The 21,270-nt window shown below is 35.8% G+C and carries 24 protein-coding genes, 1 pseudogene and 1 other annotated feature; of the genes and pseudogenes, 18 read left to right on the forward strand and 7 right to left on the reverse strand.

From position 1 onward, the window contains the following. The first annotated feature begins 20 nt into the window (after window positions 1–20). The 3 genes from scpA to ACFVR1_RS11725 are packed head-to-tail and all read left to right on the forward strand — an operon-like array spanning window position 21 to window position 3,716. Window positions 21–2,141: a methylmalonyl-CoA mutase gene (scpA, locus tag ACFVR1_RS11715; RefSeq protein WP_387584325.1), complete on the forward strand. Its 2,121-nt coding sequence runs from the start codon at window positions 21–23 to the stop codon at window positions 2,139–2,141. Beyond that, window positions 2,141–3,235, forward strand: a complete 1,095-nt coding sequence (gene meaB, locus ACFVR1_RS11720) for a methylmalonyl Co-A mutase-associated GTPase MeaB (RefSeq protein WP_387584201.1) — start codon at window positions 2,141–2,143, stop codon at window positions 3,233–3,235. Before scpA ends, meaB begins: the two co-directional genes overlap by 1 nt. A gap of 40 nt (window positions 3,236–3,275) precedes the next feature. After that, on the forward strand, window positions 3,276–3,716 hold the full coding sequence (locus tag ACFVR1_RS11725) for a BrxA/BrxB family bacilliredoxin (protein WP_387584203.1): 441 nt from the start codon (window positions 3,276–3,278) through the stop codon (window positions 3,714–3,716). Between the two features lie 742 nt (window positions 3,717–4,458). On the opposite strand, the gene prli42 is transcribed toward ACFVR1_RS11725, so the two are convergent. Continuing rightward, window positions 4,459–4,554, reverse strand: a complete 96-nt coding sequence (gene prli42 / locus ACFVR1_RS11730; RefSeq protein ID WP_387584204.1) for a stressosome-associated protein Prli42 — start codon at window positions 4,552–4,554, stop codon at window positions 4,459–4,461. 126 nt (window positions 4,555–4,680) lie between these two features. Between prli42 and mce the strand changes: the two genes are divergently transcribed. From mce to rnz, 6 genes are read left to right on the forward strand one after another with little or no spacing between them, the layout of a single operon-like run. Next, complete coding sequence (gene mce, locus ACFVR1_RS11735) at window positions 4,681–5,091, forward strand: methylmalonyl-CoA epimerase (RefSeq protein WP_387584206.1); 411 nt, start codon at window positions 4,681–4,683, stop codon at window positions 5,089–5,091. A gap of 4 nt (window positions 5,092–5,095) precedes the next feature. Beyond that, window positions 5,096–6,643, forward strand: coding sequence for an acyl-CoA carboxylase subunit beta (locus ACFVR1_RS11740; protein ID WP_387584327.1), 1,548 nt, complete (start codon window positions 5,096–5,098; stop codon window positions 6,641–6,643). A gap of 17 nt (window positions 6,644–6,660) precedes the next feature. After that, window positions 6,661–7,773, forward strand: coding sequence for a M20/M25/M40 family metallo-hydrolase (locus ACFVR1_RS11745; protein ID WP_387584207.1), 1,113 nt, complete (start codon window positions 6,661–6,663; stop codon window positions 7,771–7,773). Window positions 7,774–7,795: 22 nt separating this feature from the next. Beyond that, entirely contained in the window at window positions 7,796–8,293 is a 498-nt protein-coding gene (locus ACFVR1_RS11750) for a chemotaxis protein CheW (protein ID WP_387584208.1), read from the forward strand. A 55-nt stretch (window positions 8,294–8,348) separates the two neighbouring features. Then, complete coding sequence (locus ACFVR1_RS11755) at window positions 8,349–9,593, forward strand: DNA polymerase IV (RefSeq protein WP_387584209.1); 1,245 nt, start codon at window positions 8,349–8,351, stop codon at window positions 9,591–9,593. Window positions 9,594–9,597: 4 nt separating this feature from the next. Next, window positions 9,598–10,551, forward strand: coding sequence for a ribonuclease Z (gene rnz, locus ACFVR1_RS11760; RefSeq protein ID WP_387584329.1), 954 nt, complete (start codon window positions 9,598–9,600; stop codon window positions 10,549–10,551). Window positions 10,552–10,556: 5 nt separating this feature from the next. On the opposite strand, the gene ACFVR1_RS11765 is transcribed toward rnz, so the two are convergent. The 3 genes and pseudogenes from ACFVR1_RS11765 to ACFVR1_RS11775 all read right to left on the reverse strand — a co-directional run bounded on the left by ACFVR1_RS11765 (window position 10,557) and on the right by ACFVR1_RS11775 (window position 12,605). Then, on the reverse strand, window positions 10,557–10,727 hold the full coding sequence (locus ACFVR1_RS11765; protein WP_387584210.1) for a hypothetical protein: 171 nt from the start codon (window positions 10,725–10,727) through the stop codon (window positions 10,557–10,559). 99 nt (window positions 10,728–10,826) lie between these two features. Continuing rightward, on the reverse strand, window positions 10,827–11,639 hold the full coding sequence (proC, locus tag ACFVR1_RS11770; RefSeq protein ID WP_387584211.1) for a pyrroline-5-carboxylate reductase: 813 nt from the start codon (window positions 11,637–11,639) through the stop codon (window positions 10,827–10,829). A gap of 63 nt (window positions 11,640–11,702) precedes the next feature. Then, a pseudogene (locus tag ACFVR1_RS11775) lies at window positions 11,703–12,605 on the reverse strand (Nif3-like dinuclear metal center hexameric protein). Window positions 12,606–12,708: 103 nt separating this feature from the next. Next, window positions 12,709–12,922: a binding site (T-box leader), on the reverse strand. Window positions 12,923–13,147: 225 nt separating this feature from the next. On the opposite strand from ACFVR1_RS11775, the gene ACFVR1_RS11780 reads away from it, so the two are divergent. From ACFVR1_RS11780 to ACFVR1_RS11790, 3 genes are read left to right on the forward strand one after another with little or no spacing between them, the layout of a single operon-like run. Further along, a complete protein-coding gene (locus tag ACFVR1_RS11780; protein WP_387584212.1) occupies window positions 13,148–14,095 on the forward strand; it encodes an MBL fold metallo-hydrolase in 948 nt (315 codons plus the stop codon). Further along, window positions 14,049–14,834 carry an SDR family NAD(P)-dependent oxidoreductase gene (locus ACFVR1_RS11785; protein WP_387584214.1) on the forward strand — a complete coding sequence of 262 codons (786 nt, stop codon included), beginning with the start codon at window positions 14,049–14,051 and terminating at the stop codon, window positions 14,832–14,834. Before ACFVR1_RS11780 ends, ACFVR1_RS11785 begins: the two co-directional genes overlap by 47 nt. A 58-nt stretch (window positions 14,835–14,892) precedes the next feature. After that, window positions 14,893–15,249: a cupin gene (locus ACFVR1_RS11790; protein WP_387584216.1), complete on the forward strand. Its 357-nt coding sequence runs from the start codon at window positions 14,893–14,895 to the stop codon at window positions 15,247–15,249. An 83-nt stretch (window positions 15,250–15,332) separates the two neighbouring features. On the opposite strand, the gene ACFVR1_RS11795 is transcribed toward ACFVR1_RS11790, so the two are convergent. Further along, entirely contained in the window at window positions 15,333–15,497 is a 165-nt protein-coding gene (locus ACFVR1_RS11795) for an aspartyl-phosphate phosphatase Spo0E family protein (RefSeq protein ID WP_387584217.1), read from the reverse strand. A gap of 200 nt (window positions 15,498–15,697) precedes the next feature. Beyond that, window positions 15,698–17,083, reverse strand: a complete 1,386-nt coding sequence (pdxR, locus tag ACFVR1_RS11800; RefSeq protein WP_387584218.1) for a MocR-like pyridoxine biosynthesis transcription factor PdxR — start codon at window positions 17,081–17,083, stop codon at window positions 15,698–15,700. 92 nt (window positions 17,084–17,175) lie between these two features. Between pdxR and ACFVR1_RS11805 the strand changes: the two genes are divergently transcribed. Beyond that, a complete protein-coding gene (locus ACFVR1_RS11805; protein WP_387584220.1) occupies window positions 17,176–17,595 on the forward strand; it encodes a GNAT family N-acetyltransferase in 420 nt (139 codons plus the stop codon). Continuing rightward, window positions 17,559–18,035, forward strand: coding sequence for a GNAT family N-acetyltransferase (locus ACFVR1_RS11810; protein WP_387584222.1), 477 nt, complete (start codon window positions 17,559–17,561; stop codon window positions 18,033–18,035). Before ACFVR1_RS11805 ends, ACFVR1_RS11810 begins: the two co-directional genes overlap by 37 nt. A gap of 243 nt (window positions 18,036–18,278) precedes the next feature. On the opposite strand, the gene ACFVR1_RS11815 is transcribed toward ACFVR1_RS11810, so the two are convergent. After that, window positions 18,279–18,617 (reverse strand): VOC family protein, encoded by a 339-nt coding sequence (locus ACFVR1_RS11815; RefSeq protein WP_387584223.1) that lies wholly within the window; start codon window positions 18,615–18,617, stop codon window positions 18,279–18,281. Window positions 18,618–18,730: 113 nt separating this feature from the next. Between ACFVR1_RS11815 and ACFVR1_RS11820 the strand changes: the two genes are divergently transcribed. From ACFVR1_RS11820 to ACFVR1_RS11835, 4 genes are all read left to right on the forward strand, one after another. After that, window positions 18,731–19,240, forward strand: coding sequence for a TetR/AcrR family transcriptional regulator (locus ACFVR1_RS11820; RefSeq protein WP_387584224.1), 510 nt, complete (start codon window positions 18,731–18,733; stop codon window positions 19,238–19,240). 285 nt (window positions 19,241–19,525) lie between these two features. Beyond that, complete coding sequence (gene fabZ / locus ACFVR1_RS11825) at window positions 19,526–19,951, forward strand: 3-hydroxyacyl-ACP dehydratase FabZ (RefSeq protein ID WP_387584226.1); 426 nt, start codon at window positions 19,526–19,528, stop codon at window positions 19,949–19,951. Window positions 19,952–20,040: 89 nt separating this feature from the next. Continuing rightward, on the forward strand, window positions 20,041–20,454 hold the full coding sequence (locus ACFVR1_RS11830; protein WP_387584227.1) for a VOC family protein: 414 nt from the start codon (window positions 20,041–20,043) through the stop codon (window positions 20,452–20,454). Window positions 20,455–20,576: 122 nt separating this feature from the next. Next, window positions 20,577–21,224, forward strand: coding sequence for an HAD hydrolase-like protein (locus ACFVR1_RS11835; RefSeq protein WP_387584228.1), 648 nt, complete (start codon window positions 20,577–20,579; stop codon window positions 21,222–21,224). Window positions 21,225–21,270: the final 46 nt, after the last annotated feature.

Genomic DNA, 21,270 nt, shown 5'->3' on the forward strand with positions numbered 1-21,270 from the left:
CGAATGTATCCATTGACGATATGTTAGAAAAAACAATGAACTCCAGTAAAATGGAGACTTCTACATTTATGACAAATGAAGGTATTGTGTTAAAACAAATATATGATGAATCCGATAATAATAATCTCCAGCATTTAAATGAGCTTCCAGGTATAGCACCAAATACGCGGGGACCATATCCAACGATGTATGTGGCAAAACCATGGACTGTTCGTCAATATGCAGGATTTTCTACTGCAGAAGAAAGTAACGCATTTTATAGAAGAAACCTAGCAATGGGTCAAAAAGGGCTGTCCGTTGCATTTGATTTAGCAACACATCGTGGCTATGATTCGGATCATGAACGAGTAACTGGGGATGTAGGTAAAGCAGGAGTTGCAATCGATTCGGTAGAAGATATGAAGATTTTATTTGATGGTATTCCACTAGACCAAATGTCTGTATCGATGACGATGAACGGGGCGGTACTTCCAATCTTAGCGTTTTATATTGTGACTGCGGAAGAGCAAGGAGTAACCCCTGACAAACTTGCTGGGACAATTCAAAATGACATTTTGAAAGAATACATGGTTCGTAACACATATATTTACACACCTGAAATGTCGATGAAAATTATTGCTGATATTTTTGCATACACTGCTAAAAACATGCCGAAATTCAACTCTATTTCGATTTCTGGCTATCATATGCAAGAAGCAGGAGCAACTGCAGACATCGAACTTGCCTATACATTAGCTGACGGCTTGGAGTATGTACGTACCGGATTAAAAGCAGGCATTGAAATTGATTCATTTGCTCCCAGACTTTCATTTTTCTGGGCAATTGGCATGAATTATTTTATGGAAATAGCCAAAATGCGTGCTGCTCGTAGAATTTGGGCACAAATGATGGCTAGTTTTGATCCTAAAAATCCAAAAACATTAGCACTACGAACACATTCGCAAACATCGGGTTGGAGTTTAACGGAACAAGATCCATTTAATAACGTGACAAGAACTTTAGTTGAAGCAAATGCTGCTGCAATGGGACATACACAGTCTCTTCATACGAATGCCCTAGATGAAGCTATTGCACTTCCGACTGATTTTTCCGCTCGTATTGCGCGTAATACGCAATTATTTCTACAGGAAGAAACGAATATGACGAAAGTAATTGATCCGTGGGGTGGTTCGTATTATGTGGAAACTTTAACGAACGAACTAATGGAAAAGGCTTGGTCTCTTATAGAAGAAATTGAAGAGCTTGGTGGTATGGCAAAAGCAATCGAAACAGGACTTCCGAAAATGAAAATCGAGGAAGCAGCAGCTAAAAAACAAGCTCAAATTGATTCTTCTAAAGAAATTATTATTGGAGTCAATAAATACCGTTTGGATCAAGAAGATCCAATTGATATTTTAAATATTGATAATACGGTTGTACGTCAAAAACAAATGGAACGTTTAGCCCAAGTAAAAGAAAATCGAGATAATAAAGCCGTACAAGAAGCACTTGCATCATTAACGGAAGCTGCTCGAACGGGCAATGAAAACTTATTAGCAGTAGCTGTAGATGCAGCTAGAAAACGTGCAACTATTGGAGAAATCTCCGATGCAATTGAAGTAGTGGCTGGGAGACATAAGGCGGTGATTCGTTCCGTGAGTGGTGTATATAGTGCAAACTTTAATGATGTAGATGAAATTGAAGCTGTAAAACAAATGTCTGAGGACTTCCTTGAAAATGAAGGTAGACGTCCTCGTATTTTAATTGCAAAAATGGGCCAAGACGGACATGATCGTGGTGCAAAAGTTATTGCAACTGCTTTTGCTGATTTAGGTTTTGACGTAGATATTAGTCCTTTATTTCAAACGCCAGCAGAGACAGCACAGCAAGCAGTGGAAAATGATGTACATGTAGTTGGGGTTAGTTCGCTCGCGGCTGGACATATGACCTTAGTCCCTGCATTACGAGAAGAATTAGCCAAACTGGGTCGTGAAGATATACTTGTAGTCGTTGGAGGAGTAATTCCTGCTCAGGATTATGCTTTCTTACGTGAAAACGGTGCGTCTGCTATTTTTGGACCTGGAACTGTTATTCCGGTTGCTGCACAAAAAGTAATTGAAGAAATATATAGAAGATTGGGTTACGAGGAAGTGGAAGGCTAATGGCTGAAACGGATAAAACAAACCAATCGGCGATGCATGTGATGAATGGGATTAAATCTCAGCATGATGGAATGGGAAAAGCTTCTGTAAAGAAGTTCTCTAAAAAGAATTCACTTGTTATTGATCAATATGAATATATCCGTGAAATTCAGAATGGCTCCAGGCTTCATTTAGCTAAGGCAATTACTTTTATAGAAAGTACAGTCAGAGATCAACAAACGATTGGCCAACAGTTATTAAAATCATTATTACAACATACAGGGAAAAGTATCAGAATTGGTATTACTGGTGTACCTGGTGCTGGGAAAAGTACATTTATTGAAGCGTTTGGAAAAATGCTATGCGACCAAGGTTATAAAGTAGCAGTGCTTGCCATTGATCCTAGTTCGACGCTAACAGGTGGAAGTATTCTTGGTGATAAAACACGAATGGAGGAGCTTGCAAAGCATTCAAATGCTTTTATAAGACCCTCCCCATCATCAGGGACACTTGGTGGTGTGCACAAAAAATCCAGGGAAACCATGCTTTTATGTGAAGCAGCAAACTACGATATTATTTTAGTGGAAACAGTTGGCGTCGGGCAAAGTGAAACGATTGTTCGAGGAATGGTAGACTTCTTTTTACTTCTTACATTAACTGGAGCAGGTGATGAATTACAAGGAATGAAAAAAGGTATTATGGAACTTGCAGATGCCATAGTAGTGAATAAAGCAGATGGAACAAATGAAAAATTAGCTAAAAAGACAGTAGCAGAATATAAACAAATTCTACACTTTTTAGCTCCATCTTCGCCAAACTGGACTACACCTGCTTTGGCAGTTTCTTCTTTATTTAATTCTGGTCTAGATTTGGTTTGGGAAACAATCCAAACTTTTAAGAAAGAAATGATCGTAAATAACGTTTGGCAAAACAGAAGAAAAGAACAAACGGTTGCTTGGTTCAAATCAATGATAGTCGATCGTTTATATGAAGACTTTTTTTCGTCGGTAGAGAAGAAAGATTCAATGACACAGTTAGAAAGATTAGTTAGGGAAGAGAAAGTAACGGTTTCACAAGCAGTGGAAGAGTTATTTTCCTCGAATTCTAACCAATAATCTGCTAAGATAAAAATAGTTTGGAAAGGAGCGTTTAATTATGAATATGGATTTTAATTTATTGATGAATGATATGGTTATGCAAGCACGTGGAGAAATGGAAGCAAGCGGATACGAACAATTGACTTCTCCTGAAGAAGTGGATAATGCATTTGCTCGTCCAGGAACAACACTAGTAATGATTAACTCCGTTTGTGGATGTGCTGGAGGAATTGCTCGTCCTGCAGCTGCAAATGCGGTTCATTATGATAAAAGACCGGATCATCTTGTAACTGTTTTTGCAGGTCAAGATAAATTAGCAACTCAACAAGCACGTAACCATTTCGGAGATGAGCATTTACCTTCTTCTCCATCATTTGTTTTATTAAAAGACGGCCAAGCAATAGCTGAGGTAGGTCGCCACGAAATCGAAGGACATGATCCAATGTCTGTTATTACACATATTCAAGCATTGTTTGAAGAACATTGCGAAGAGATTTAAAGGAAACAAAGATGCCTCAATTGTAGGCATCTTTTTTTGTATCAAATCATGATTGTTGATTATCATGTTTTTCCCAATTAAAGCATTTAGGTTAATGTACGATTATTTTTCTGTCTTACTTTAGAAATAATACGTCTTAGTGACCGCCGGGATTTCCGCTCTAGGCGGACGCTTTCCGAGGGGGGAGCGATGAGCCAGCACCGTCGCATGCGCGCCGTTTGTGCTGTCTCATCTGTCTCCCTGATCCCTTCGGAGTCGCCGCCTGCCGCTGCAATCTAATAGAGCTAGTTACTTAATTAAAAATGATGCATCCAATCTAGTCTTATGATGCATTTTCTATAGTTTAAAATCCATGATTTGTCTAATGTGATAGACTGTCTAGTAATTGGTAGCGAATTATTAGATGTGATCATTGTTTGAATGGATATTAGCAACATTATGCAACTGTTCTATGGTGCCGTTAGTAATAAGGGAAATACTTTTTATTATTTGGAATAGACTTTCACAATATTATAGCTAGGCGCTTATGCCGAAGCGCGCCGGGCCGCATGAGCCGAAGTCATGAGACCCACTCGGGCGCAGCACGAGTTGGCTCATGCAAGGTGCGGCAAGCGCTAAGGTTCAACGACTCTTGTGTTACGACGTATTTTTTCTGAAAAACGAACTGAAAAGCCGTCGTCTTGTTTCATTAAGAAATAAAAACAGCGGAAGCATTTAATTGCCTCCGCTGTTTTTAATGAAATTATAGGATAAAGCTCAATCCAAATAGTAATGAAGACATAACCATGATTAAAACCATTAAATATACGATAATTTTACGAAATTTTTGATTGCCCATGAACTTCTCTCCTTTTACAATTAACTTTATTTTAACAAATTCGAAAAAAAGCACAAGAGGTAGCGATTTTTTTTTGAAATATGTACAATAGAAGATATAGTCTAAATATTTGGGGTGTTGGGGACAATGGAGAAAGTTGATCATATTGGGATTGCAGTAAAAAGTATTGAAGATGCACTGCCTTATTATATAGAAACTTTAGGGCTAAAACTTATACATATTGAAGAGGTTCCATCAGAAAAAGTTCGTGTTGCCTTTATCGACAGTGGAAATTTGAACTTAGAATTACTACAACCATTGGATGAAACAAGTACGATTCATTCGTTTATCGAGAAAAAAGGGGAAGGCATTCACCATATTGCTTTCGGAGTGTCTAATATTCAAGAACGATTAAATGAGTTAAAAGAAAAAGGGGTTAGGCTAATTCAAGAAACGCCTAAAGCAGGAGCACATGGGGCGCAAGTAGCATTTATTCATCCAAAATCATCCGGTGGAGTATTGTATGAATTATGTGATAAAACAGGGGGAGCGAAGTAAACAAATGGATATTTATGAAAAAATTAATGATCTATACGATCGTAAACGTAAAATAGAATTAGGTGGCGGAGACGCTCGCATTGAAAAGCAGCATGAAAAGGGAAAACTAACTGCAAGAGAGCGTATTGATCTTCTTGTCGACAAAGGGTCATTTGTTGAGTTAAGTCCGTTTATTCAGCATCGTACAGTAGATTTTGGTATGGACAAGCAAGAAGGACCTGGTGATGGAGTAGTAACTGGTTACGGTAAAGTGAATGGTCGTCCGATTTATTTATTCTCACAAGATTTCACAGTTTTCGGTGGAGCTCTTGGAGAAATGCATGCGTTAAAAATTGCTAATGTCATGGATTTAGCTGCCAAGAATGGTGCTCCGTTTATCGGATTAAACGATTCGGGTGGTGCTCGTATACAAGAAGGTGTTGTATCATTAGACGGTTACGGTCAAATCTTTTATCGCAATGCTATCTATTCTGGAGTCATTCCTCAAATTTCAGTAATTTTAGGGCCATGTGCTGGTGGAGCTGTTTATTCACCTGCAATTACAGACTTCGTATTTATGACAGACGAAACGAGTCAAATGTTCATTACGGGGCCAAAAGTAATTGAGACGGTAACTGGTGAAAAAATTTCTGCTGAAGATTTAGGTGGATCTAAAGTACATAATACGATTAGTGGTAATGCGCATTTCCGCGGAAAAACAGAAGAAGAAGTTTTGGAGAGTGTACGTTTACTCCTTAGTTATTTACCCCAAAACTTTGAAGAAAAACCCTCAATTGTAGAAGTAGCAAGTGAAAATGATGATCGTCCGGATTTAGCAGATATAGTTCCATTTGAAGCTATTCGTCCCTATGATATTCGCAAGGTAATTGAACAAGTTGTAGACGTGGACTCTTTCTTGGAAGTACAAAAAGAATTTGCAAAAAATATCGTCATTGGATTAGCACGTATTAAAGGGGAAGTAGTAGGACTTGTATGCAATCAACCAAAAGTAATGGCTGGTGGACTTGATATCGATTCAAGTGACAAAGCAGCAAGATTTATTCGATTCTGTGATTCCTTTAATATTCCGATTATTACCTTTGAAGATGTTACAGGCTTCTTCCCAGGTATTAAGCAGGAGCATGGTGGAATTATTCGTCATGGAGCAAAGATTTTATTTGCATATTCAGAAGCGACAGTTCCGAAAATGACTGTTATTTTACGTAAAGCATACGGTGGTGCCTATGTTGCGCTAAATTCCAAATCTATTGGTGCGGATGTTGTATTTGCTTGGCCAAATGCAGAAATTGCTGTAATGGGACCTCAAGGAGCAGCAAATATTATTTTTGCACGTGAGATTGCAAACGGTGATAATCCAGAACAAGTTCGAGAGGAAAAAATAGAAGAATATCGTGAAAAGTTTGCCAATCCATATGTTGCTGCATCGATGGGAATGGTAGATGACGTAATCGACCCTCGTGAAACACGTATTAAACTTATTCAAGCATTGGAAATGATGCGAAATAAAAAAGAATCACGTCCTAACAAAAAACATGGAAATATTCCACTATAAAGGAGTCTGAAAATAAGATGAATCGTTTAATAGAAGAATTTTTTGAACTAGTAAAAATTGACTCAGAAACTAAACATGAACAAGTAATCGCTCCAGTTTTAATGACTAAACTTGAACAATTGGGATTTTCCGTTATTCAAGATGATTCAACTAAAAAAACTGGACATGGCGCTGGAAATCTAATTGCAACGCTTAAAGGGACAAAAGCAGAGGCAGATTCTATTTACTTTACTGTGCATATGGATACAGTCGTTCCAGGAAAAGGAATTCAGCCTACATTACAAGAAGATGGCTATATTTATTCGGATGGCACAACAATTTTAGGTGCAGACGATAAGGCTGGAATCGCAGCTCTTTTTGAAGCAATCAGACGTTTAAAAGAAGAAAATATGGAACACGGAGATATACAAGTAGTCATCACTGCTGGAGAAGAAAGTGGCCTTGTTGGGGCAAAAGAATTGGATCCATCCCTAATTACAGCTAAATATGGTTATGCAATTGATAGCGACGGTAAAGTTGGGGGCATTGTTACCGCAGCTCCATTCCAATCAAAACTTTGGACAACTATAAAAGGAAGAACCGCACATGCAGGAGTTGCTCCTGAAAAAGGAGTTTCAGCCATTACATTAGCTTCTAAAGCTATTTCAGCGATGAAACTAGGACGTATTGACAATGAAACTACTGCTAACATTGGACGCTTTGAAGGTGGACAAGCAACAAATATCGTGTGCGATGAAGTGCATATTTTAGCAGAAGCTCGTTCGATAAATAAAGAAAAGTTAGATGCTCAAGTGGCACATATGGTTCAAGTGTTTAGTGAAACTGCTGAAAAAAATGGCGGTTCTGCCGAAACAGAAACACAGTTAATGTATCCAGGATTCCGCTTTGAAGAAGATCATCAAGTAGTCCAAGTTGCAAAACGAGCAGTTGAAAGTATCGGTAGAACTGCCGATATTAAAATTAGTGGCGGAGGCAGTGATGCAAACGTCATCGCTGGATTCGGAATTCCAACAGTAATTTTGTCAGTTGGTTATGAAGAAATTCATACAACAAACGAGCGAATGCCAGTAGAAGAGCTAGAAAAACTTGCAGATTTACTTGTAGAAATCGTAAAAGTAGCTGCAGAATAATTCCAATAGGGGGTACGATTGATTGTCTAGTGAAAAAGTAGTTGTTTTTCAATGTGGTAACGAAGATTATGCAGTTCCAATCGAACATGTTATTTCTATTGAAAAATTAGAGCATATTAACCCGATACCACATTTGCCCAATTATTTAATAGGCTTGATGAAAATCCGTGGTGAGTTAGTTCCAATAATTGATTTTGAACAAATTTTATATAATCGAAGAGGGGCTGACATTGAATCAGCACGTGTTATCACAATGCACACACAAGATATGTCAATTGGGCTTCTTGTGATAGAAGCAAAAGAGATTTTAGATATTGCCTCCGAAGATATTAAGCAAATTGGATTAGTAAATTACACAAAAACGCAATATTTTACAGGAGTTGCAAATTTAGAAAACAGGATGATCACAATTGTGGATCCTTCTATTCTAGTTCGCTCTATTGAAGGTATTAAAGATATTCAAGCATATTTAGAATCAGTGAAAAAAGAGGAGTTAGCTATGGCAGAAAACCATAACTAACAAAACTGAGGTAGCTTAACTTAGCTACCTTTTTTCCATACGAGAGGTGATTAAGTTGAAGAGAAGAAATAGAATTATTTTTCATCTAGATATGAACAGTTTCTATGCTTCTGTTGAACAAGCGCACGATCCCTCTCTAAAAGGAAAACCAATCGCAATTGCGGGAAACCCTAAGGAACGCCGTGGGATTTTAGTTACATGCTCTTATGAAGCACGAGCAAGAGGCGTTTACACAACTATGTCTGTTTGGGAAGCAAAACGAAAATGTCCAGAAATTATTTTACTCCCGCCAAACTTTGAACGATATCGGATTGCATCGAAAGCAATGTTTGATATTCTCAGATCTTATACAGAACTCGTAGAACCAGTTTCTATCGATGAAGGTTATATGGATGTAAGTGAACTAGATTTTTCAGTCGATGCTATAACATTTGCAAAATCCATCCAACAAAGATTGGTTCGTGAACTGGATTTGCCTTGTTCTATAGGAATAGCGCCAAATAAATTTTTAGCCAAAACAGCTTCCAATATGAAAAAGCCAATGGGAATAACCGTATTGAGAAAGCGAGAAGTAGCAGAAAAGTTATGGTCACTTCCAGTTATCGAAATGCATGGTGTAGGGGAAAGTACTGCAAAAAAGCTTTCGGAAATAGGGATTCAATCAATTGGAGATCTGGCAAACATTCCATTGGGTATAATTAAGGAAAAGTTAGGTAAAGTAGGAATAAGACTTTCTGAAAGAGCCAAAGGTGTGGATGATAGACCAGTTGATCCTTCCTCTATTTTTGATACAAAAAGTGTAGGGAACTCCACTACTTTGCCATATGATGAAACGAATATCGAGGAAATTGACAAAGTTTTATTAAGATTGTCAAAAAAAGTAACTGCTCGACTAGATGCAAAAAATCTTGCGGGACGATCGATTACCATTCATATTCGTGATGCAAATTGGAAAAATAAAACGAGAAGTAAAACAATCCATAATCGGTTGTTTGAAGAAAAAGAAATATTTCATCTTGCTAAAACATTGTTTGACTCAACTTGGGATGGTGAGCCTATTCGTTTACTTGGTGTAACAGTAAATAATGTGCATGATAAAGGCGAATACGTGGAGCAGCTATCAATATTTAATTTTGAAGAACATGCAAAAGAAGAGCCTATATTAAAGCTTGTAGAACAGCTACAAGAAAAATTTGGTGCAGAAAGTATAAAAAGAGGAATCAAAATCAAAAAGAAATCCTCATTAGAATCAAAAACGAGTTTTAGTAAAGATTTTTTAGATGACCATGAAAATAGGTGAAAAAATGCAATTATTATTTTTAGGAACTGGAGCAGGAATGCCGTCAAAAGGGCGAAACACAACTGCAACTGTGTTAAAACTGCTAGAGGAAAGAGGAACGTATTGGCTTTTTGATTGTGGAGAAGCCACACAACATCAAGTTCTTCATACGACGTTAAAACCTCGTAAATTAGAAAAAATCTTCATCACACATTTACATGGAGATCATATTTATGGTCTTCCTGGATTATTAGGCTCTCGTTCGTTTTTAGGGGGAGATGCACCACTTACAATATATGGTCCAAAAGGAATAAAGGCATGGATTGAATTAACGCTTGCAACATCGAGCACATACTTACAATATAAACTAACTATTATTGAAATTGAAGATGGCATAATTTTTGAAGATGCTCAATTTATCGTAGAAGCAAAATCAATCGAACATGTAATACCTTGCTTTGGCTTTAAGGTTACACAGAAACCACTCCAACCACAATTGATAATTGAGAAAACAGACGCTTTTGGAGTTCCAAGAGGACCTCTGTTAAAACAATTAAAAGAAGGTCATGATATTGAACTTCCAGACGGACGGGTAGTTTTAAGTAAGGATGTAACTGGAGAGCCAAAAGATGGCTTCCAAATAGCATTACTAGGTGATACAAAATATTGTGAAAATGCTATTTCGCTTAGTAATGGGGCAGACATCGTCATACATGAGGCTACTTTCGATAAGGACACTGCTGAATTAGCAGGTTTATATGGTCATTCTACTATTTTAGACGCAGCTAATGTTTGTAAAGAAGCGAATGCAAAAAATTTGATCGTTAATCATATAAGTGCAAGATTTTTACCTTTCCATTTAACAGAAATGTTAAACCAAGTCGAGCATTTTGATTTCCCAATATATATTGCAGAAGATTTTGCAGAGTATGATTGGTCAAATGGTACATTAAATAAAATAACTGATTCCGAGCGTTGATACGATCACTCGGAATCTTTCTGTTTTTTTTCGGCAATGACTAGGCTAAGTGTAGCGATTGGTCCAATGAATAGAGAAAGTAGGAACCAATTGAGCCCACTTCTGTTTTTCCCTTGTGCAATCCCTGCATTTATGAGGGCAAGTGTACCCCATCCTACAAAGTAGGAGTTATCCATTATTCATTCAGTCCTTTCTTATCGATTGGTCTCGGTAGAATAATTTGGCCACGACTTTCGTTAATTGGTTTTTAGACAAGTTCTACCATTTTCTTTAATTTACTCGTACTGTTTTCCTAGTACACGAGATTTATTTTGTGCTGCATCTATACAAGCAAAAATGGCATCCCCGACATTATGTTGTATTAACTTTTCCAACCCAGCTTCTGTTGTGCCACCTGGACTTGTGACTCTTCTTCGTAATTCTTCAGGCTCAAAATCACCTTTTTTCATCATTTGTGCCGCACCTTCCATCGTCTGAATAAATAATTGGCGAGCATCCGATTTTTCTAAACCATGCTGTATAGCGGCCGCTTCAAATTGCTCTGCAAAATAATAAAAATATGCTGGACCACTCCCTGAAAGTGCAGTAACTACATGTAAGTCTTCTTCATTCACGGCTTTAACAGTTCCAATAGAATTTAAGATATCGATTATTAAAAGTTTTTCTTTATCTGATACGTGTTCATTCCAACTAACAGCGGATGCACTCAATCCAACAGCAGCAGAAGTATTCGGCATAACCCTCGCAATTGGTCGTCTCCCTAAATAATTTGAAATAGTTTGTATCGTTACACCTGCTATCACAGAAATTATCGTTGCATCTTTGTTTAAAAAAGGAGCAATGTCTGTCATTGCATCTTTAGCATCTTTTGGTTTCATTGCTAAAACAACAATATTAGCCTCACATAACGCTTTTTTTTCTTTACATACAATCTCTACCTTATACGTCTTTTTTAATTGTTGAAGCTGTTCCACGTCCGACTTATTCATCACATGAATGTTTTCCGAGGAAATTTTCTCCTGCTTTGTTAATCCATTAATAATAGCCTCAGCCATAGCACCAGCACCGACAAATACAATTTTCGTCATATAAACTCCTCCTTTTTGGGTATGCGTATATAGCTTAAACAATAATTTAGGTTCAACTACGTTTTAGTACCACCATTTTTCTTGTGGAATTAAAACGGTCTTAATTTTTAAGTTATTTTCAAACCAATTCTTCATTAAAGTTTTCATAACTAGATATTCTGAAGAGGAGTGTGATACTCCGATTAGTGACATGGTAGTTGTTGAAGCATATTCCATCATCTTATTAAATTTTTGTTTACCATATTCGTTATCAATATGGCAATGGATTTCACCTGTAATATATGCTTGAACACCATTTATCTCAGCATTTTTCATCCATTCTACTACGTCTCCACAACCTGCAACAATTGCAACCTTTTGAATATCATTTAGATTTTGGCCCTCAAAATCAACATAAGGAATATCAAATACTTTCTTTAGAGTAGATACTTAGTCCACAGTATTTGTGTTCTCAATATTAAAAAATAAAACAAAGTCATTATTAATATCCGTTGTTAAATTTTTTGCGTTTAATTCTTTAGAAATAGCAATATTTGTTCCTAGTTTTTTATGGCAATCCAATGGGATATGACAAGTGTAAACTGATAATTTCTTGTCTTTAATTCGATTGATAAATTTTTCACTTATAGGAACAAATCCTTTTCCCCAACTACCTTTAGGATCTCCACATTCCATTAATAAGGGATGATGCATAAATAATAAATCTCCCTGGGTACTTTCTTCTATAAATTTTTCCAAAACATGATCTGTTGGAAAAACTGCTAAAAATACTCTTTCAGTATTTGGAGCACCTTTTATCATTAGGCCATTAAATAATTCAACAAATTCTTTTTCAAAAGCATTTCTCCAATCAAAGTTCAAAGGGTCATAAACGCTTGGTATAAATCTACTGAAAGCAGGGTCTTTTCCAAATGCATTAATTTGAAATTCTTTGTCTAGTTTATTTACTATTTCTTTAAGTTCCATTGATTATTAACCTCCTTAGATAGTAAAAACTTTTATGAAATTTGATTTCCCTTTGAATATAGATTTATAGGTAAAATAAAAAAAGCGCTCTCGTCCTATATATCATAAGGACGAAAACGCAATGATTTCCGCGGTACCACCTAAATTTGCCGAAATTATCGGCACAACTTAACCCTTCTTATCGCGAAGGACACGACTATGTTTACATAGTAGCTCCGAAGTAGGTTCGACATATGAGAGGGAGGTGAAACTTGCAGCGGGTCATTTCACTCTCTAAACTCCATCATATATTTACTGTTCTTCATCTTAGCTTTTCGTTTTCTGAATTAATGAAATTATAGGACTGTTGTGAGTAAAAGTCAAACTCAATATTAAATGTAGATGAGAAGACTAGGTTAATATCGAACGGGTAGTACGGATGTTGCTCTCGCATCGGATAAGCTTTTTGATTAGACTCTATTTCCACAGATACAATAGTGACGTTGCCAATAAAAAAATGTACAATAGAATGAATTACCATTCATTAGAAGGGGAGCTCTTATATGACAATACATAAAATTACTATTCCAACACCATTTGCAGTTGGGGATGTAAATGCTTATTTAATTAAAGGAGATACACTCACACTAGTAGACGTTGGTCCTAAAACAGAAGAAGCGCTTGTTGCTCTTACAGCAGGCATAAAAGAAGCTGGTTACTCACATTCAGATATAGAACAAGTCCTCTTAACACATCACCATCCAGACCATTCTGGCTGGGTCGATGCATTTGAACAAGCAACAATATTAGGACATGCATACAATCAACCATGGCTAACAAGAGATCCAGATTTTTTCCACTTTCATGATGAATTTTATCTACAGTGCCTTATGGAGGAAGGAGTACCTGAGAGCTATTTCAATTGGGTTGAAAAAATGAGAAGACCGATTCACTTTATCGGAAACAGACCACTTGAAAAGCCTTTAAAAGATGGTGACATCCTTCCAGGTCATCCCGATTTAACCGTCTTGGAAACATTAGGTCATGCTCAAAGTCACCTATCTTTTTGGTCGGAGAAAACGGGAGTTCTTATAGGTGGGGATCATATTTTGGAGAAAATTTCTTCTAATCCATTAATTGAGCCACCTCTCAATCTAAAGGCTGAGCGTTCAAAATCAATGCTTCAATATAATGCCTCACTTAAACGAATCCAAACTTTACCTGTAGAAAAGATATTTAGTGGGCATGGAAACGAAGTATATAACGTATCTGAGCTAATTAGTAGCAGACTTGAAAAACAGCGAGAACGTGCCTTAAAAGTTTTGGACATGATGAAAGATGGGGAAAAAACTATTTTTCAGCTTACTCAGGAACTTTTTCCAAAAGTATATGAAAAAGAACTTGGTTTAACTCTTTCAGAAACGATTGGACAAATCGATTATCTAATGGATGAAGGCTATATTAATGAACGACGAAACGAGAAAGGTATTTTGTTATATGACCAAGCGTAAGAAAATTTTTATCACTGGAGCTACGAGTGGTGTTGGATTACTGCTTGCAAAAAACCTCCACGCAGCGGAGCATGAAATTTGGGCAAGTGGTCGCAATGTTGAAGTTTTGGAGCATCTAGATGAGCTTGGCTTACATACAATACAAGCAGACTTGGCAGAGGAACAGTCTTTTGAGGATTTGTTTCAAATGATGGAAACTCCAGACACATTAGTACTCTGTGCAGGTGTTGGTACGTTTGCTTATTTATCGGAATTAGAAGAAAAAGATATGACACAGATGATGCATGTAAATGTTATAGCACCAATGATTCTAACTAAGTATTTTGCGGAGAAAATGAAAGAAAGGGGTAGCGGACATATTATTTTTGTCGCTTCTCAAGCAGGAAAAGTAGCGACACCAAAAGCATCCGTTTATGCAGCCTCTAAGCACGCAATTTTAGGATTCGCAAATAGCGTTCGTATGGAATTAAAAGCGTATGGAATTCAAGTCACAACAATTAATCCTGGACCAATAGATACACCATTCCTTGATTTAGCAGACCTAACCGGCAATTATCGCGACAAACTTAGCAAACATCTCTTATCACCTGAAAAAGTAGTGGAAGCGATCATAAAAACTATAGAACATCCAGTTCGTGAAGTAGATCTTCCTTCGTATATGAGTCTAACGAGTAAACTTTATGCAATTTTCCCAAAGACAGTTGAAACACTAGGGAAATCGTTTTTTAATAAAAAGTAGCATGTCAATTATTTACAGGATTCAAGGTTAGAGATATTATTTGAGGGGGAAAGTAATATTGGAACTTTTTAAATTTGATAAACAAGTAGGAAAAAATATTTCACATTTTAACTCGGATTTCATCATGTCTCGAATTGTAAGAACGGAGAAGCCAACACAACTTGGTTGTATGTATTTAGAAACCAATGGGGTTGTTGGTTATCATGAAGCTGTTGTACCTCAACTACTCCTGGTAATTGCTGGAGAAGGATGGGTTCGTGGGGAAGATGAATTAAAGTTAAAGGTTAAAGCCGGCGATGCAGTTTTCTGGAAAAAAGGGGAAGGACATGAAACAACAACTGAAACTGGTTTAACTGCTATTGTAATAGAGTCTGAAGAATTAAATCCATCTGAATTTATGAAAAAAAGAATATGATGAATTTTCCCTTCTCATAATAAAACCGATCAGCTCATTCTAAATGACCAATCGGTTTTTATTATGTGAGGATTTCAATCTAATTATGATACTTTGCTTTGATATTGATTAAGTAGATGATCTAATTCTTGGCTGATAGTAACGACCACTCGATGGGTGTATCCATGTTTTTTAGCCATTCTGTACATATCTTTCCTCTTGATTCCAATTCGAATCAATAATGCCTTTTCGTTCAAAAAACTTTTCACAAAAACTTCCTCCATATAGTATATTTAGCTTCAATTCTTGAGGATAATTTCTAGTAGGTAGGGAAGCAACTTGTCCATTGTACGACATAAAAAATGCAAAATTTGTCACATTACGTAGGGAATCATAAATTTAATATATTTGTAATATTAGAAATAAACACTAGTCGAAATATGAAAGAAGAAAAGTTATTTTGTATACGTTAATTAATCATCCATGCTTTTTTTAAAAGCTGAACACCTTGCTGAATTTCATCGATTGATAGATTACTAAAACCTAGTTGAAGCATTGGTTCTTGTGGATGATTACCAATAAATAAATGTGAAGTTGGATATACTTTAACACCTAGGTCACTTGCTAATTGTATTAGTCTTTCTTCACTATCAGAAGACTGTAATTGAATTAATATATATAATCCAGATTGCGGTCCTATAATGCTAATGGCATTACCAAAAGAGAAGTTTAAGGAAGAAACGAGTGCATGCATTTTTCTTTTGTATGTTGCACGCATTTTCCGAATATGTGAATCCCAATGTCCACGTTCCATAAAACGAGCCATTGTTCGTTGATGAATGCTAGAAGCTGTTTGTTCAAAAGTAGCGAATTGTTGATGATACTGATCCAATAATTCAGATGGTAAAACCATATAACTTAAGCGAATCGACGGTAAAAAAGCTTTAGAGAACGTACTAATATAAATGACTCGTGCCTCTTGTTGAATCGATAATAGAGCCGGGATTGGCTGTTGTTGATACCGAAATTCACTGTCATAATCATCTTCAATGATATAGCCATTTTGTGAATGCGCCCATTTTAATATTTTTAGTCGTTCTGCGATAGGTAATGTCACACCTGTAGGAAACTGATGTGATGGAGTAATATACACAAGCTTTGAATCAGTATGTTCAAGCTGTTTCATACATAATCCTTTTTCTTTTACTTCAATAGGATTAATTTGAAATCCATTAAGATGAAAAACAGCACGAGCACCATCATAGCCAGGGTTCTCGACGGCAATTGAAGAATACTCTTTCTTTAATATAAAGCTTAAGTTCATTAATAGTTGTTGTGTACTACTACCAATCACAATAGAGTCAGCAGAAGTTCGGATACCTCTAGATTGCAATAAATATAATGCAATTTTTTCTCTTAGTAATCTATCTCCTTGTTGTTCACCGTACATATATACAATACCATCCTTCGACACTTCGTTGACACATTGTTTCCAAGCTTTTAAAGGAAATGCATGTTGATCAACGGATCCTGCTCGAAAATCCACCTTAATATTAGTTTCTTCAGATATGTACTTTTCGGCATGTAATGTCGGGGTATGTATATCGACTGACTCGAAAGTTTCAACAAAATATCCTCTTTTTTGCTCACTTCTAATATATCCCTCAGCAAGTAATTGTTCATATGCGACAAGTGTCGTATTTCTACTAACATGTAAAATCTCAGCAAGCTGACGAATTGAAGGAAGTTTGGTGTTAGGCTGGAGCTCTTTATTTTCAATAAGTAATCGAATGGAAAGGTAAATTTGCTTATATTTTGGACTGCTTTCATGTAAATGTATCATTAACTCTCTCATACTGCACCTCTAACTGACATATCGAAATAGCTGAAACTGTATCTTTTTATAATGTCATTTGTTTTTAATACTATATGAAAGGAGTGAAAAAAATGCAAATAAAAATTTTAGAGACAAATGAAGATTGGAAATCCGCATATCCTCTTATTCAACAATTGCGACCCCATTTATCAGAAGATCGGTATTCTGAACTCTTAAAACAAATGCCAACATATCAAGGATGGGTTATTGTGGATGGGACATATAAAGCATTTATTGGTTTTGAAGAACGTCTTAACTTTTACAATGAAAAACACTTATTTGTACTTGATTTTGTGACAAATGAAAACGAGAGGTCAAAAGGATATGGAGAAAGCCTTATGAATGCTCTTTTTAAGTACGCAAAAGAATATCACTTTGCTTATGTTGCTTTAGAATCAGGTCTTGAGAGGTATGATGCACATCGTTTCTATGAAAGTAAGATGGGGTTTAATAAATGGTGCTACTCATTTATAAAGAAGGTATTGATATGAAAATTGTAAAAGGGAATCTTAAATGTCTAAAGGATCTCATTCCACTATTTAACGGGTATCGTATGTTTTATGGACAGCCTAGCGATGAAGAAGGGGCAAAAAACTTTTTATTAGCAAGAATTCAAAATGAGGAATCTGTTATTTATATTGCATACTTGGAAGATAAACCAGTTGGTTTTGTGCAATTATATCCGTTTTTTTCCTCAGTAGCCATGAAGAGAGCGTTCATTTTAAATGATTTGTTTGTAGATCCAGCTTATAGAAAGGAAGGAGTAGGAAAAGCACTTATGAAAGAGGCTTTTCAATTTTGTGAAGAAGAGAAATCAAGATTTGTTACATTACAGACAGCAACTAATAACTATAATGCAAAAGCATTGTATGAGCAGATGGGAATGCATATAGATAATGAGTGTGATTATTATATAAAATATTTGAATTAAAAATGTAGGAGAGGAGAAAAGCAACAAAGTAAAATAGATAAAAGATTTTATCCGGTACTTATTTTCTCAAATGTAAAGGTTCCAGTTTTATATATGGAGGTTAGTGATTTCCATATTCTTTATCATCATTGCGATTTATTGATTCGTTAATTATTTGCATATAATGGGTCAATTAGTTATGAAGTTAAGGAACTAAGCTGCAATGCCAGATTTGACTTTAGAAATCTGGCATTATTTTTTTTGTTATTCTTTACTAAAGTCTAAGATTCTTAATAGATTCCCGGAGTTGTCTTGAAAGATAGCGTATCGACCAGGAGGAATATCGATAGGCTCTTTAATGAACTTTAGTCTGTCTTTATTTTCCTCAAAGTATTGATCTACACTATCCACTAAAAATACTGCTCCAGGAGTTAAACCTTCCTCATCATTTTCTATCATTAATTGGACTTCTGAGCCTGGCATTTTTAATGCAACGGTATGATCTCCTTCTCGCCACGCTTCTTCAAAACCTAATACATCACGATAAAAAGCAAGTGATTCCTTTAGATTTTCAACTGGATAATCCATAAATACTAATTTCATATACTTTCCTCCAATGTTTTTATTTTTCGGATAATTTAATTATGTATTACGTAACGATATTATGTCAAGCGTAATATATTTACGTAAAGTAAAGGACATGTTATGATGAATGTATGAAAAATTGGATACCTATACCAGGCTCAAACAAAGATAAAATTATTAAAGTGGCGATCGAAGAATTTAGTATGAAGGGATACAAAGCGGTTAATATTGCAGAGCTAGCTGCAATGGCAGATATGACAACTGGCGCCGTCTATCACCACTTTGGTTCTAAAGCAAAACTGTATGAAATTATAAGAAACGATATGGAACAAAGAATTATAGATAGAATGGAGGGAGCAGCTTCTTTATTTGATCAAGAGAAAGAGGCATTGGAGGCAGCGCTTGTTACAGGTTTAAATTTTGCAGTAAAAATGAACCTTTGTAAACTTCTGAGCGATGAAAAACCATATACTCATCAAGATATGATAGAGGAGTTTTTAACAAACATGCTAAAAAAAGAAAACCTTCCGCTTGATATTGTCGTACTTTCATCTTGGCGTTCTATATTGAAGGCAATTACCGATGAACAGATAACTCATGAACAGGGGAAAAGTTTACTTAAATGGCTATTTAGAAGCTAAGGGTAAAAGTTGATTACAATTACAGATTCTTAAATGCATCGATTACTTTTGAAAAGTTATTTAAAGTTCTAAAAACATACTTGTGACACATGGTAGCACCATTTGAGGATTTATTTCTCGAATGGTGCTATTTCATTTGTTCCCTCTGTAAAGCAGTTTTTCAATCAATGGCAAAGAGAGATAATCAATGATCTAAAAACAAATAACACTTTTTTATACTAGGTACTAATACTAAGTGATATAATATGGTAAATAAAAAAATATATCGTTAGTGAGGTTTTAAGAATGTTAAACACTCAACAAATTCAATCAATTATTAAACATCGTTATCCATTTCTTTTAGTGGATAGAATACTAGAATTAGAGGAAGGAAAACGAGCTGTTGGAATAAAAAATGTGACAGTGAATGAACAATTTTTTAATGGGCATTTTCCAAATTATCCTGTAATGCCAGGTGTATTAATTGTAGAGGCACTAGCTCAACTAAGTGGAATAATAATGCTTACTACAGATGGAAACAAGGGGAGACTGGGACTTTTAGCTGGCATAGATAATTGTCGGTTTAAACAGCAAGTTAAACCAGAAGATCAACTTCGAATGGAAGTAGAGATTACACGTCTAAAAGGACCTATTGGAAAAGGAAAAGGTATCGCTACCGTTGATGGAAAGTTAGTTTGTGAAACAGATTTGATATTTGCATTTGGAAAATAACAAAGTCTAAAAACAACAATTCATTCAAATGTATGAGTTAGTCCCTTAATTTTAAATGATAAAATTAACAAAAAAGGGGGATTGGTTCTATGCAATATACATGGCCTACAAATATGCAAGTAGCACAAATTCGAGTGGCACGTCCTACAGATCAGATTAAGGAAATAACAAAATTTTATTGTGAAGGACTTGGTTTAAAGAGAATTGGCTCTTTTACTGGGCATGAAGGCTACGATGGTGTAATGATTGGTCTACCAAATGCAGACTATCATTTAGAGTTTACTCAGCATGATCAAGGCAGTCCTTGTCCAGCTCCGTCTAAAGACAATTTGCTAGTTTTTTATATGCCGAATATTGAAGAGATTTTAGTGATAAAAAATAGGTTAGAAGGAATGGGGTACAATATAGTAACCCCTGAAAATTCGTATTGGGAAAAGTCGGGTATCACAATTGAAGATCCAGATGGTTGGCGAATAGTGTTAATGAATACAGCTGGGATTTAAGTAGCGTAACCTTTAAAAAGTCCGAATTGAAAGTGGAAATCTTTCTTTTCGGATTTTTATTTGCAACCATTTTCTTCTATAAACGTATTAGAGTGTAGTACATAAGAATAAAGGAGAAAAAAATGAAATTATCATTAATTTTTGATATGGATGGTACGTTATTTCAAACGGACAAGATCTTAGAAATATCACTTGAAAATACTTTTAACTATTTGAGAGAATCAAAACTATGGGATAAAGAAACCCCAATAGAGAAGTATCGTGAGATTATGGGAGTTCCATTACCTGTAGTGTGGGAAAACTTATTACCAAATTATTCGAAGGAAGTTCATGAATTGGCAAACGAGTTTTTTCATGATCAATTAATAGCAAATATTAAAGAAGGAAAAGGAGCCTTATATCCTCATGTGGTGGAAGTATTCAGCTATCTTAAAAGTAATAGCTACTCCATCTATATTGCAAGTAATGGTCAAATTGAGTATTTAAAAGCGATTGTAGACTATTATGAGTTGGATCAGTGGGTTACTGAAACATTTAGCATTCAGCAAGTACAAACGGATGACAAAGCCGATTTAGTTTCTACTATACTGAAGAAGTATGAGATTCGAGAAGGTGCAGTAATAGGGGATAGGTTATCAGATATTAACGCAGCTAAAAAGAATGGATTAACTTCAATTGGATGTAGATTTGATTTTTCGCAAGAAGCTGAACTTTCTCAGGCAGAACTAGTTATTGATGATTTACAAGAGCTGAAAAGAGTTTTCACGTAATTTTTGATATGGAAAGACGCTTCTGCGTCTAAAAGAATAGAAAGAA

Origin of the sequence: Psychrobacillus sp. NPDC058041 (assembly GCF_042885655.1) — a bacterium.
Lineage (GTDB): Bacteria > Bacillota > Bacilli > Bacillales_A > Planococcaceae > Psychrobacillus.